This is a genomic window from Litchfieldia alkalitelluris, from assembly GCF_002019645.1.
GTDB classification, from domain to species: Bacteria; Bacillota; Bacilli; order Bacillales; family Bacillaceae_L; genus Litchfieldia; species Litchfieldia alkalitelluris.
Window position 1 is genome coordinate 50,322 of sequence record NZ_KV917374.1, and the last position, 13,510, is coordinate 63,831.

Genomic DNA, 13,510 nt, shown 5'->3' on the forward strand with positions numbered 1-13,510 from the left:
AAATGAAAACTATTATCAATAGTAGAATATGAGCTTTTGATTGTCAACATTGATTTTGTAATATTTAACAAAGTTTTCTGTCTATTAGCCTTTATGTAATCACAATCAAATGATACTCTATTGTCTTTAACAGGTAGAAAAATAATTAATTTCTTCCAGAGTTAGATATTAGATATAATAAGAATTGGTTATTTATATACGTAGTCGTATGCGTAAGATAAGAATTGAAAAGAGGCTATTCATAAGTTAAATTAACTTGTAAATAGCCTCTTTTCATTTACATTATGTTATCATTTTGTTAGCGAATTACTCATAAACCCTTATCTATCAGGGTTAGAGGGCATGATTACATCATGCCGCCCCTAAGGTGAAAGTGTGTAATATCTTTATCGGTGTGTTCGACAAGTGCGGTATTTCAATGATTTGCCAAAATTCCACTGTAACATCTTTAACGGATTTTACCGTCGTTTACTTTATTGCGTTAGCAAAATGTTAGCCCTCTACTTAGGATTCTAAAATTTATCATCAATTCCTCTTTTAGACTTACTATCATCAAAGTATTAAGTCCCAATCAAGGAGACAAAAAACAATCTATTTATAAGATGTTGTTTCAAATCCTTACTTTAACCAAACGATGTTCATAAGAGCTATCCAAGTATTCCTTCTTCTCTGCAAACAAACTAATAACATCTTTTATCTCTTCCAATTGTGAACTAAATCTGGATAGCCTTCTCCTCTCTGTAAATAATCAGAGGTGGCGACGGTATTAGCTAATCATATTTACCATCTTATTTTTATGCTCTATAATAAAGCTACTATATTTAGTTAGGAGTAATGATGATGGAGCAAATCAGCATAAAGCTTACTCATACCTTTGTAGGAATTGGGGGAGCTGGAAAGAAAATAGTTTTATACTTAAATGAAACAGAAAAACTACAAGGGAACTATGTTGAAGTTGATGAATACATTACTAATTTATTCGAAACCTCTTGGTTTAGCACTGCTGACAGTCTAATTCTTTGTGCAGGACTTGGAAAAAATATAGGAACTTCGGAAATCGTAAAGATTGCAAAACAAGCAACAAATGCAGGGAAAAAATTAATCCTATGTGTTACTTTGCCATTTAGTTTTGAGGGCAGATCTAAAATGGTGAAAGCTGAAGAGGCATTAACGACGCTTAAAAAACTTACTAATCATATTGTAATCTTAAATAATGAAGAACTGTATTCAGACTTGAATAAAAATGAACCAATGTATGATATTTTTAAAAAAGGCTATGGAACCATAGCTAAAGAAATACAAAAATTACTGTAGGTAAAATTGGAGATTTGAGGAATTTAGAGTGATTTTATTTAGATCTCTTTAAAAAGAGGTCTTTTTTTGGCGCTCATCGATGCCATTGAAGAAGGAGATTTCAGCGTTGCTAGTTTTGATCGTACAAGTAGGATTTGAGGAAAGTGCTGCTGGAATTGTTGCAGCTGTAATATCATTTTTGGGATGTAATGCAACGGGGACAATTGTAAGTTTTTGTTGTGGCATATGAAAAGCACCTCCTTAAATTAATATGTTAATAGTACCGGAGATGCTGCTATTTTTATATGCGTTGTTTAATACAGGCTTACATAACATTAACTCTATTTATTAAAAAATATACAATCTACAAAAAAAAGAAGGGATGTGGATAAATCCACAAAAAAATTTAGCGTTAATGAGTGTAAAGTTAAAGTTACTTACATTAAAAAAAGGAGAGTAAGACTATTGAAAAAATATTTGGGATCGATAATCCTATTTGGTTTGTTGCTAGTGGCTGGGTGTTCTACACAACATGAGGCTGATTCAAACAAAGTAGAGACAAGTGAAGAGAAAAATTCAAATGAACAAGCAGAACATGACGTGGTAAGCGCAACAGAAGACAATCAAGGTGAAGAAGATTCCCTGGCTAATGGACAAAAAGAGACTACCGAGGAAAAGCCCTCAGAAGAACAATTAGCGAAGAAAGCATCAAACGGATCTTCGGACTCGTTTGGTTTGTCAGAAGCTGAGATATTAGAACTCGATCCGATGAAAGACATCCGTTTGCAAGAAAGAAGGGTCTTACCTGAACCTTACTTTGAAAATGGAAATCCGAGGTTAGTCGACGCTGGAATTGGGCAATTATTATTGATTGATAATGTTGTGTTAGGTTTATATATATATAACCTGGACAATAAAAAGAAACATTGGTTGAACCTTGAAGGGGTAGAGTCCGCTTCTTTTTGTGGCTATAATGTAGGAGAATGTTTGTTGGTTGCTCAAAATAAAAATGGGGAAAGAACAATCTTATTTTCAGATAGCTCCACCACCTACCCGACTTTGACTGAAATTGCCAAACTTCCAAAAGGAGCGAATATCACTCAGCTATATGAATATGGAGGTCTCATCACCTATAGTTATTACATTAACGAAGACCGAGAGAATATTATTACGAAGGGGATACATACACAGCATCATTTCGAAGGAACATTAGAACATTCAAGTGGTACAATGACAGATACACTACCAAAGGATAGCAAAATGATTCATTCTCCTTATATGTATAATCCAGCAAATAATAATATTCAGCAAATCGCATGGAGAGAAGGCTCTCCATTGGTGTTAACGGAAGTACCAGTAAACCATGACGTTCAATTTGCTTCTTCTCTAGATGTTAATGAGTACGGCGAGTGGGTGCTCCTAGATCATAATCGCTTTTATGATCCGCTCGATTATTCGAAAATTTTCTGGTCAAACGGCGAAATTGTCTGGGAGGATAACTCGTTGCGTGCGATTCAAGCAGAATGGTATGATAACCATCACTTATTAGTCATTAAAAATGATTATTGGGAAACAGAGAATTTATACCTATATAATGTGAGAACCAAAGAATGGAAGTTAGTGCGAGAAAATGTTACTACGTTCGCAGTCTATGACTCAAAGGTGTTTCTCCGCACATCTGCCATGGAGTTAATTGAGTATGAACTTGTCAAAGAATAGGATAAACGTTGTTTGACTCGTTTCCTACACTTATTTAAATTCCATGTCTTTGGAGGGAATATAGTCCAAGTATGAAATTGCAATTGAAAAGGTAGAGGAATACAGGGATTAACGGTGGATGGTACATTTTTTTAATAGTTTCGTGAATAAACACCTAATCTTTAAATAGAGAAAGGGTGTTTTTCTCTTTTTTCCCATTTTTACGCTTGCCTTTGTTCATTTTGTCCTTCCAGTTTTCAAAATAGTTGCGATTATTCACTACCTTTTTCTCATTCTATTAATAGAATGAGATTATCTATTGATTGCAAAAAACTTGAACTGACACATTAATCAACACGATTCCATAAATTAAGTACTTTAAACATAGAAGCGAAGATTACAATTATCCCGCTTATTATTTAAGGAAGAGAACTAACAAAAAAAAAATGAAAGCAGGAACTAATAATAGCCCCTGCTCCCTATTACCACTTACTACCTTCTCCGTAAGAATCTCTGTAATCACGTTCAAATTCGACTTCGTCTCGATACTTCCCTAACTCCCAATCATTCCTCATTTTAGAGCTAGATCGATCATAAAAGTTTGGTTTTACTTCTTCATCATCTTCATCAGAGTTTATACTACCTCCTCCACCTCCCCCACCAGTACTAAAGCCTTTATACATCAAAAGTCCAATCCAATGGTGTAAAAGAACAACAATCGTCACAAAGCAAATATGACCAAATAAAACTAAATCATCAAGATTATTTACAATGGGCAAAAAGTCTAGCTGCCACTTTTGTTCAGCATATTGAGCTCCCAGTACTATACCAAAAAACAAAGCAATGGCTAAAAGGCCACATATTAGAACAATTGCAACGAAAATGAAGGGGAACGCTATTGGAAAGTTATAGACTCTTGAATGATAAATAATGATGGAAAGCCCAAATGTGAGGTAAAAGACAACTGGATTTTCCCATCCTGCTATTAGGTTTCCTAGGTACGCTATTCCTAAAGATAATATAACCAAAAATATACTAATCGTTAATGAGGAAATCGTTAGTAACTTTGGTTTTTCACCAGTTTTATCGGATGTGCGTCGGGCTTGGAAAAAAGGTATTAGAATGAGAATGATTGCAACTGTAATTATTAAATATAATATTGTCATATGTATGCTATCCTTTTCTATATTTTTAAAGATATTATACTCGAATTTCGTAAAGAATTATATACATTTAATCACAAGTATAAAAGTTTACGATAATTAGAAAATTTTACACTTTTTAATATTATATTACCGCTCATCGACAATAGACTTTACAATAGTATGAGAAATCGAAATCGGTCTCCACTCAACGTTCTTAAATAAGGGAACTGCCGAATAGGAATATACGTAAATATAAAAAGCGGAAACGTTATCTGTCACTTATGGGGCAGGTTCAGCTGGATTACTCCAACCGTGTGGCAAATTCCCTAGTTCCAGCCACTGCAGATAATATTTTTAATCAAGCCATACAATATGCTCGTGAAAATACACATAAAAATATTACAGTAGCTGATGTAGCTGACCATGTAGGCTTCACTCGTTCACATCTATCACGAAAATTTAAAAAGGAACTGGGAATTGAACTAAGTGGATTTATCAGGAAGTGTAAACTGGAAGAGGCCAAGGCTTGCTGGCATTTTCCGATAAAAGTATAAGTAAAATAAGCAATTATCTCTGTTTTTCCAGCCAGGGGCACTTTCAGAATCATTCAAAGATAATTTTGGGATTACACCACAGACTTACAGGAACTCAGTATAATAAAGATGGATGTCCTCCAAAAGGAAGTACCTTCTTCCCCCATCAACGACTGTTAATGTCTGGTTGTGTTCCTATATCGACGTGATCCAAAAGTATTGATAAGCAAATTTTTATAACACAAAAAACCACTCCCTAAATTTTATAAAAAGTGGTTTTTGCTATTGATATAAGTTTTTTACATGACTGCTTTCTTAGAAAGGGAGAAAAATAGCTTTTAGTACTCTTAGATGTTTGGCTTAAAAGCCTTACATCATGCCGCCCTAAGGGAGCGTGGGTAATATCTTTAACATTGTGTACATAGAGTGCGGAAAATCAAAGTTTTGATAAATTCTGTCTATAACATCTTTAACGAGATGTTATTATTTTTCACTGGATTGCGTTAGCAAATTGTTAGCAATGTGCCAACCTGGTTACGACCACGAAATATACAACTTGTTATTAATGAATTTACCAAATAGATACTTCAAGAGGTTGAATATCATGTTCTATGGAATAGTATGGTTCTACTGTGCATTAAATGAAATCCATTATAAAAATCATACTTTTTACATACTAAGAAGTCACATATAGTAGATTAGTATGATATAATCATAACTTCAAAAGTAATACACATTGAATTTATTCGTAACGTTTGAGAGTACCTTCTTTGAGTTCTTTGGGGTTGTTATTATCGGGAAACTCGGTGCTTCTTTCTTTCAATTCTAGTAAAAAGTAAAGGAGAAAAAAATTACACTTTATGGAATTATTGTACTTATTCATGTAATTGCGGCTGTTTGCAGTCTAGGTGCTGTATTTGCTAATCCCTCTATCATGAAGAAAGGGGTAACGGTATCTGCAGCAAAACAGGCTATAGAAACTGCTGGTACTGTTGAAAAGTACGCGAAAACAGGAAGTATCACTCTTCTAGTATCAGGTATAGTTCTTGGGATTTTAAATCCGTATCTATGGTCACAAGCATGGTATGTTGTAGCTTTAGTTTTATATCTAGCAGTGCAACCCGTTTTAATAATCGCAATCCCTAAAAGGGTCGGGAAATTAGTGGAATTGCTAGAGAAAGCGGATGGTGAAGAATTACCTAAAGAATATCTTCCAATCGCTATGCAAATTGGTAAGCTAGATAATATCGCTAGAGCTTCTGTTGTCGTTTTAATTGTTTTAATGTCATTAAAACCTTTCTGATACAATTTTTTTATATTATATAACATAACTTTATTTAGCCAATTTTGGAATACAAAAGTATACGGTAAACATGTAAAATAAATCAATGATTTTTGGCATGCTTTGTAAAAGGTTACAGTGCCTTGATCATTGATTTATTTGTACTCTAAATCATCCTCATTCTCTTCTTTTTAAATTTGAAGTATATTCTTCAAGCTCGCCATCTCTCCGTTAATAATCTTTAATTCCATCCAGTGAAGAGAACTGTTCGAGATCTTTAGAATAGATCAATGCTTAAATAAAAAGTGTAAGAAGCTCACTTTAGTACAGCTTCTTATTTTTTAAACAAGTCATTCGGGAGTGAATGAACCGACATCGGCTTATTAAAATAATAGCCTTGCCCTGCATCACACTTCTCTCTCTTTAAAAATAGTAGTTCTGTCTCACCTTCGATACCTTCCGCAACTACATTCATATTTAAACTATGTGCTAGAGATATAATTGCGGATGTAATCCTTTTCCCATTTAAATCTCGACTAATGTCATCAATAAAAATTTTATCGATTTTCACTGTGTCAAAAGGATATTGACGGAGATAGCTTAAAGAAGTATAGCCAGTACCAAAATCATCAATGGAAATCGATACGCCAATTCCTCTCAGTATTGTTAAACTATCTTTTATTTCCTCAACATTATCAAGTAGAATACTCTCAGTTACCTCGAGTTCAAGCCATTTCGGATCCAACCCTGATTTAATCAATAGGTTTTTAATGGTGTCAACAAAGTCATATTGTTGCAGTTGTTTAGTAGAAACATTGACTGCTACTTTAAATGGATTCATTCCGGAATTCTGCCACTTCTTATTTTGGATGCATGCAGTTTCTAGAACCCAAATCCCAATAGGAATAATTTGCCCGCATTCCTCTGCTACACGAATAAAATCATTTGGGGGAACCATTCCAAGCACTGGGTGGTGCCAACGAACTAGTGCTTCCATTGCAATCACTTTTTCACTTTCTAAGTCCAGAATCGGCTGATAATGCAATTCCAACTCATTGTTTTTAACTGCAAGGGGTAAATCCCTTTCAATTGTTAATTTATATAAAGTTTCCGCTTCCATTTCCTCAGAATAAATCGTATATTGACTCTGCCTAAATTTCTTCGTTTTGTACATTGCAGTATCCGCATGACGAATTACTTCGGAAACGCCAACATTTATTCCAGTGCTGAATGCAATTCCAATGCTTGCCGAAACACTTAACCAATGTCCAGACACGTGGAAGGGTTCAGCTAAATTTTGGATAATTCGCTCAGTCATAATAATTACTTCCTCTTTAGTAGTATCAGGCACTAGAATGGTGAATTCATCCCCGGCTAATCGGCTTAACGTATCTGTATTCCTTATAGTTTGTTTTAATCTTTCTGCCACCAACTTTAAAAACTCATCTCCGATATGATGACCCATAGAATCATTTATAAACTTAAACCGATCTAAATCAAGAAAAATAACAGAAAATAATTTCTCATCTTTCTTTGAAAGATTAATAATTTGCTCTAACCGATCTTCAAATAACTTACGGTTTGGTAACCTGGTAAGAGGGTCATAAAAAGCGAGTTCCTTCATTTTCTCATCGTATATTTTTTTTCTCGTGATGTCCCTTGCTGTTCCATAGGTACCAACAATTTCTCCATTTACCTTCATAGGAAAATGGGTTGTTTCTATATGAATTTTTTGTTTGTCTTGTCGGATAAGAACCAACTCTCCACTGCTCGGTTCCCCAATTTTAGCACTTTCAAAATGCTTAATAGCTTCTGGTAAATCCTCTGGTGCAATAAGGGGCATGAAAGGCATTCCCTTCATTTCCTTAATCGAATAACCTGTAAGCAGTTCACCTGCCGGATTAACATCAATCAAAATCCCGTTTTCATCGATTGAATACATGGCATCTGGACTACTTTCAAAAAGGCATTTATATTTTTCATTGCTCTCTTGCAGCATTTGTTGGGCATTGAATTGTTCCGTTATATCTGTCACACTGCCAAAGAGTACCATCTTATTACGAACGACATCCATAAAGCTTTGAATTTCAGTGTATATTAACTTCCCTTTTTTATTAATTTGTCGTATACGATATCTCGCTACCTTCTTATCACCTTTTCTTCTGCATTCAATTCTATTTTGAATCGTTGGATAATCTTCAGGATGAATTATTTGTTTAAGAGATACAAGACCTTGTGTTAGTTCTGCTTTTGTATATCCCAAAAGATCCGAATAATAGCTATTAACATATGAAAGAGAACCTTCTTCTAGTATATAAATTCCAATAGGTGCTTTTTCAATCAAATTTTCAAACATTAATCCGACAAAATCTGATTCAGTTTGATCGTCTTTTATATAGGTCCCTAACTGACTAAAAAATTGGCGAAAAATCCGTGAATTTTGTTCTTTATTTTCTATTATCATTAACTCTCTCCTATGACAAATAATTCTATTATTCTAAGATGTAGTTTAATCATTAAGTCCAACTAAGTTGCCCAATTCAATACCTTCCAAGTGTTGTGAAGTAGTAGGTTATATAGTCTACTCATTTTGATTATTATAGCATGCGTATTTTCACTTTTTAATTGGAAAATATTAAATAACTATTAGGTGGTTTATCTTAAATACATTCTTTCACAAAGTAACCTAAAAGGGAATATATTTATTACGCAGTATATAGTCTACTACGTATTACAAGAGTTAATTATTAAGCGTGTACCTGAGAGAATATGGTAAACATATACACAAAAAAGCTTCTCAAAAGTTGGATCAACTTTTGAGAAGCCTCTTTTATGTTTACCTTATGTTAGCAATTTGTTAGCAAAACCACTTCATATCCTTATATACCAAGGGGTTGAGCGGTCATTACATCATGCCTCCGGTAAGCTTTGAATGTGTAATATCGTTAACCAGAGGTGCAAAAGATTCGGTAAATCAACGCTTTGGATGTTTTCGACTGTAACATCTTTAACGAGGATTTACCGTTTTTTATGGAATTGCGTTAGGAAAATGTTAGCATCTATTCACACAATCCTACTGTGTTGTTTGTAGACCACAAAGGTATTAAATAAGTGATGTTCAGGTGATGCGTTATTTATGATCAAAACGTACTAAGCCGTAGTTCATAAAAATACTGCACGATTGGATGTTTTAACTTCATCTTCTCGGTCATGTTTAAAATTCGTTTTTTTCCAACCCTTCTGTCCACTAAAGCTAGAATATTCAATAGGATATCATTGCTCTCTATGCTTTCCTCTATAGAAGTGGATAAAAACTTATTAGCTACAACGATAAAATTTGATTTGCTTAATGATGACTGCGCTGAAAAAAGCTCCTTTGCATATTCTGATAATTTTCTACCCCTTGCAATTACTTTTAGCCGATCCTCCGGAACTATCCCTTTCGTTTCTTTTCTTACCGCTTCAATATCCTCATTGGTGATAGAAATTTGGATATCTGAATCATTCTTAATTTCCAGTTCCGTCTGATACCATCTGATTAAGTTAGTTGTATCACTCATATTGAGTACATTCTTTTTATCTACCGAAATATAACAAAGTCCTGCCTTATCAGGTAAATAACGGTAGCTGGTTGCACGATATTCAACCCTTCCATATAATGCAGGACAAAGAAAACTCTCCAGATTTTGCTTCAATTTGCTCCAGACCATGTAATTCTCCTTAATTTTTATATTATAAATATTTATGAGGCAGTCGCTCTACTATCCATAATACAATAGCCAACACATCGAACATACTAAATACAACCTACAGCAATCTAAGATAAGGAAATACTAACGTGGTTCGAGCACTCTACATATCTAGAGTGTATGTGGTCACAACCACAAGAATTACTTCTGGAAACACTTCTTGCTGAGGAATTAGGCTTATAGTCTTTCATTCTAAAAGTAGTTAGCTGTATGGTTGAGAACATGACGATCCCTATTTGTTCTTCTTTTATAAAACCAAAATACGTATGAAAGCCCATTGTTGTACCTCTATGATGGATAAGTGGATACTTACTCCATTTCTTTTCCTCGATAAACCAGCTAAGACCCATGTTTGCCATTTTATGAGCTTTAATAGATTGATATGTATGGGTTAAGTCAATTGCTTCTTTTAAAGGATTATCTATCATTCCCATTTTGTGCTTTAAATAAAGACTCATATCATTAATTGTGCTTTTAAATGCAACCGCAGCTGGAATACCTAGTATCAATTTAGAGACGTTAATTCTGACAAGTTAATAATTTTTTAAAGTACATGCTTTATGAGCAATATTTATTACTAAATATTTTTATAGAGCATTTTCAAGTATGAGTAAGGTTTCTTGTAAAAACAGATCTTGCTCAAGTTCATCTCTTAATGCAATTCCATTTTCTATACGTCATATCGAAATGCTCGAATAATTGCTTTCAATTGTGATGTATTGGTTTGTTCTATTTCATTAAAAGGGCGTTCGTTTCTATAAGAATCAATAAATAGTTGAATCGGTCATCTTCATTTAAAACTCCTATGTATGGTACATGCCAAGCATGATACACCCCAACTGAAATACATTCATTTAGAAAGACTTCATTACCAGCTAATTAAAATCATAAATGGCTAGACTTCTATCTTTTTCTTGAAGCATATTGTAGTAGCAGAAATCTCCCTGAACTGCCCCTTGAGGTAAAATACTCCATATTTTATAAAGAGTTTGGCGGAATTGTTTAAATAATAATTCAATTTTGGGCAACAAATGATGAGTTTCATATTGTTTCTTAAGATCCAAATAGCTTAATTCATTTTCATCATAATCTCCAATCTCACCCGTTTGATTGCCTCCAAATAAACTCCACGATGTCCCTTTAGTGAATGGCGTTGTTATTTTACTAGACAAAGAGTGCTGGATACCTAATAAACGGCCGATCTCATTGATTTCTCTATCTGTTATGAATTCCATTGGTTCACCAGATAGACTGCGTTCTAAAGAAAAAACTTTATCCTCAGCTTGGATGACATACGTATCATTTATGGATTTTTCACAATGAGTCACATTCATTCCTTGTTCTGATAAGGCCCTTGCATAAAAACAACAAGCTTCCCAATATTCTTTATTTGCAGATTCTCCTTTTAAGAAGTATTCTTGCCCTGATTCAATCTTTGCTAAAATGCGTTCATTCCTTCGTATGATCAACTGTAGTGACAATTTTTTCTTTTTCATTATTTTTATTTACTTCAACTGTGGTTACTTATTGTATATCTGTTTCTACATCTGTATTGGATGCATCTTCTACGTTGGTACAACCAATTATAAAGATTGTCGTTAAAAATAAGATTAAATAGTTCATTTTCTTTTTCATTTTAGGACTCTCCTATAATAGTTTTATATTGATCATTCTAAAAAAAATCTTGGAATGTATTTTTACTTGAAAGATACTAAATACATGATTCATAATTATAACTGAGTAGAATGTCTCACCAGTATGGTTCCCTTCTCACCACAGGGGCCTTATTTTTTCGAATATATCTGCTCTTATAGTAAAAAGTTGAATTTCTGTCGATGAAATATTAGAATTATTACCAAAAGAACCCTCAACAAAAAAAGGCTGTATTGACTATGTAAATAAAATCAAAATTGCTATATGTAAAATTAAGGGCCTTGAGTGATAGACCAAGTAATAGATACAGAGTAAGTGGATGTTTCGTTATAATTTGGTAGATACATACGGAGCGAGTCATCAGCAAACGAGATGTGAAATTGCCCCATTCCTTCATCGTTGTAAGCAGTCAATACCGTGTTTGGCTTACCTTTAACTAACACAAGATAGTTAGAATCAAAGAAGTGTGGGAACGACCTGCCATTTGATGTCATCTTTGCTCCACCTTTATACAATCTAACAGAACCTTCAGACAGAATGGTAGTTGAACCATCTGCTTTGGTTTCTAGGATAGGTGATCCTGTTACCAAAACTCTCCATCCTAAACCAGAACCCGTGGCATCTGTGACAACTAATGTTCCTGCATTGCCCGTTACAATACTTTTCTCTTCATTTAAAGTAAATTTAGTAGACTCACGTGGTGTTTCAAGTGTAAGAGGGCCTGGCTTAATCGTAGCCGAAGCAAAACCTTCACTTGATGAAGCGATCGTCACTTTGGGAACTATTACAATACCAAGTAACAGAACAAGTGTTAAGAAAACAAATAACTTTTTAATTCTAGGATTATTACTTATATTCATTTGTAATTCCTCCACCATAATATATTACAATTTTTTCTAGTCTTTTGGTTGAGGTAAATATTCCTTTTTGATACGGACATTATCGTTGTCATTGTTATTTTATTATTATGGTTACTCATAAGGCCTAAACCAAAAAGAAAAGACTGTAAGTACAGGGCAAGAACCGAACGGAAATCGAGTAGGAGGCTAATCATTAATTGATTAGCCGACCTCTCACACCACCGTACGTACGGTTCCGTATACGGCGGTTCAATAACTTAAGTATCGGTGCTCATATAATAGGTTGAGGTCTTTAAGTCCCCATTTGGTGAGCGTTTTGATTTTAATTGCTTTTTGTAGTGTTTCACTTCTGGAAACCCTCCAATATCATTTGCTACTTTCCAGGCTTCCTCGTGTTTGATACCTAATCTTTTAAGTTGATAGTATTTTGTTTTGATTTTCTTCCATCTTTTCCAAATAAGCTGTCTCAATCGATGGTTTAACCACTGTGCCATTTCCTTTATGAACCTTTTCATAAAACCGATTCCATAATAATTTATCCATCCAACTGTCACCTGGTTGATTTCTTTGGCGATATCCTCGAATTTTCCAGGACGATTTCGCTTAGTTAAGTCATTTAGTTTGGATTTAAACCTTTTCTTTGCTGATTGATGGGGTCTACACCCAACTCCTTTGGAGGTACTGTGAATACAGAAACCAAGGAATTTCAGTTTAGTGGGAGAACCTACTTTACTTTTGGTTCGGTTAACTGACAATTTAAGCTCTTTCTCAAGATATCTAGTAATGCTTTCCAGAACTCGGAGACCAGCACGTTCGCTTTTAACGTAAACACAAAAATCGTCCGCAAAGCGAACGAATTTGTGTCCCCGTTTCTCCAGTTCCTTATCTAATTGGTTTAGGTAAATATTACTAAGAATCGGTGAGAGTACACCACCTTGAGGAGCGCCAAATTCTGTTCGCTTAGTTAATCCATCTTCAAGTATTCCGCTCTTAAGAAATTTCCAAATTAATTGTAATATAACTTTGTCCTGGATGAACACCTTAAGGTATTCCATTAATTTTTGATGATTAATGGTATCGAAGTAGCTTTTTAAATCGCAATCAACCACTACTCTATGTCCCTGTTTATAGTATTTGATGGATTGTTTCATGGCTTGGTGTTGATTTCTATTAGGACGGAAACCAAAACTTGATTCAGAGAAGTGTGGGTCTATTATTCCACCAATAACTTGGTAGATAGCCTGTTGGACCATACGGTCCCTGACACACGGAATACCTAGCTTACGCTTAGACCCAT

General features: G+C 34.3%; 12 protein-coding genes. 4 read left to right on the forward strand and 8 right to left on the reverse strand.

Annotation, left to right across the window (positions count from 1 at the left end):
• Positions 1 to 840 precede the first annotated feature (840 nt).
• The gene (locus BK579_RS00210; RefSeq protein ID WP_169891026.1) at positions 841 to 1,314 is read left to right on the forward strand and encodes an FtsZ/tubulin family protein; all 474 of its coding nucleotides are present in this window, start codon (positions 841 to 843) and stop codon (positions 1,312 to 1,314) included.
• Between the two features lie 48 nt (positions 1,315 to 1,362).
• Here BK579_RS00210 and BK579_RS25385 read toward each other — a convergent pair whose 3' ends face one another.
• Positions 1,363 to 1,539 carry a hypothetical protein gene (locus BK579_RS25385; protein ID WP_169891027.1) on the reverse strand — a complete coding sequence of 59 codons (177 nt, stop codon included), beginning with the start codon at positions 1,537 to 1,539 and terminating at the stop codon, positions 1,363 to 1,365.
• A 219-nt stretch (positions 1,540 to 1,758) separates the two neighbouring features.
• Here BK579_RS25385 and BK579_RS00215 point away from each other — a divergent pair, with 219 nt between their 5' ends.
• Positions 1,759 to 3,012: a hypothetical protein gene (locus BK579_RS00215; protein ID WP_078543013.1), complete on the forward strand. Its 1,254-nt coding sequence runs from the start codon at positions 1,759 to 1,761 to the stop codon at positions 3,010 to 3,012.
• Positions 3,013 to 3,473: 461 nt separating this feature from the next.
• Here BK579_RS00215 and BK579_RS00220 read toward each other — a convergent pair whose 3' ends face one another.
• Positions 3,474 to 4,157 carry a hypothetical protein gene (locus tag BK579_RS00220; RefSeq protein WP_078543014.1) on the reverse strand — a complete coding sequence of 228 codons (684 nt, stop codon included), beginning with the start codon at positions 4,155 to 4,157 and terminating at the stop codon, positions 3,474 to 3,476.
• 293 nt (positions 4,158 to 4,450) lie between these two features.
• Between BK579_RS00220 and BK579_RS25965 the strand changes: the two genes are divergently transcribed.
• Together BK579_RS25965 and BK579_RS00230 are read left to right on the forward strand one after the other, a co-directional pair.
• A complete protein-coding gene (locus BK579_RS25965) occupies positions 4,451 to 4,690 on the forward strand; it encodes an AraC family transcriptional regulator (RefSeq protein ID WP_204524650.1) in 240 nt (79 codons plus the stop codon).
• A gap of 856 nt (positions 4,691 to 5,546) precedes the next feature.
• Positions 5,547 to 5,972: a DUF2269 family protein gene (locus BK579_RS00230; RefSeq protein ID WP_268876545.1), complete on the forward strand. Its 426-nt coding sequence runs from the start codon at positions 5,547 to 5,549 to the stop codon at positions 5,970 to 5,972.
• Between the two features lie 313 nt (positions 5,973 to 6,285).
• On the opposite strand, the gene BK579_RS00235 is transcribed toward BK579_RS00230, so the two are convergent.
• The 6 genes from BK579_RS00235 to BK579_RS00260 all read right to left on the reverse strand — a co-directional run bounded on the left by BK579_RS00235 (position 6,286) and on the right by BK579_RS00260 (position 13,466).
• A complete protein-coding gene (locus tag BK579_RS00235) occupies positions 6,286 to 8,415 on the reverse strand; it encodes a sensor domain-containing protein (protein ID WP_078543016.1) in 2,130 nt (709 codons plus the stop codon).
• A 676-nt stretch (positions 8,416 to 9,091) separates the two neighbouring features.
• Positions 9,092 to 9,661, reverse strand: a complete 570-nt coding sequence (locus BK579_RS00240; protein ID WP_078543017.1) for an SF0329 family protein — start codon at positions 9,659 to 9,661, stop codon at positions 9,092 to 9,094.
• 107 nt (positions 9,662 to 9,768) lie between these two features.
• Positions 9,769 to 10,209, reverse strand: a complete 441-nt coding sequence (locus BK579_RS00245; RefSeq protein WP_078543018.1) for a serine hydrolase — start codon at positions 10,207 to 10,209, stop codon at positions 9,769 to 9,771.
• A gap of 366 nt (positions 10,210 to 10,575) precedes the next feature.
• Positions 10,576 to 11,196 (reverse strand): protein kinase family protein, encoded by a 621-nt coding sequence (locus BK579_RS00250; protein ID WP_078543019.1) that lies wholly within the window; start codon positions 11,194 to 11,196, stop codon positions 10,576 to 10,578.
• 429 nt (positions 11,197 to 11,625) lie between these two features.
• A complete protein-coding gene (locus tag BK579_RS00255) occupies positions 11,626 to 12,213 on the reverse strand; it encodes a WxL domain-containing protein (protein ID WP_169891028.1) in 588 nt (195 codons plus the stop codon).
• Positions 12,214 to 12,470: 257 nt separating this feature from the next.
• Complete coding sequence (locus BK579_RS00260; RefSeq protein ID WP_235848299.1) at positions 12,471 to 13,466, reverse strand: reverse transcriptase domain-containing protein; 996 nt, start codon at positions 13,464 to 13,466, stop codon at positions 12,471 to 12,473.
• Positions 13,467 to 13,510: the final 44 nt, after the last annotated feature.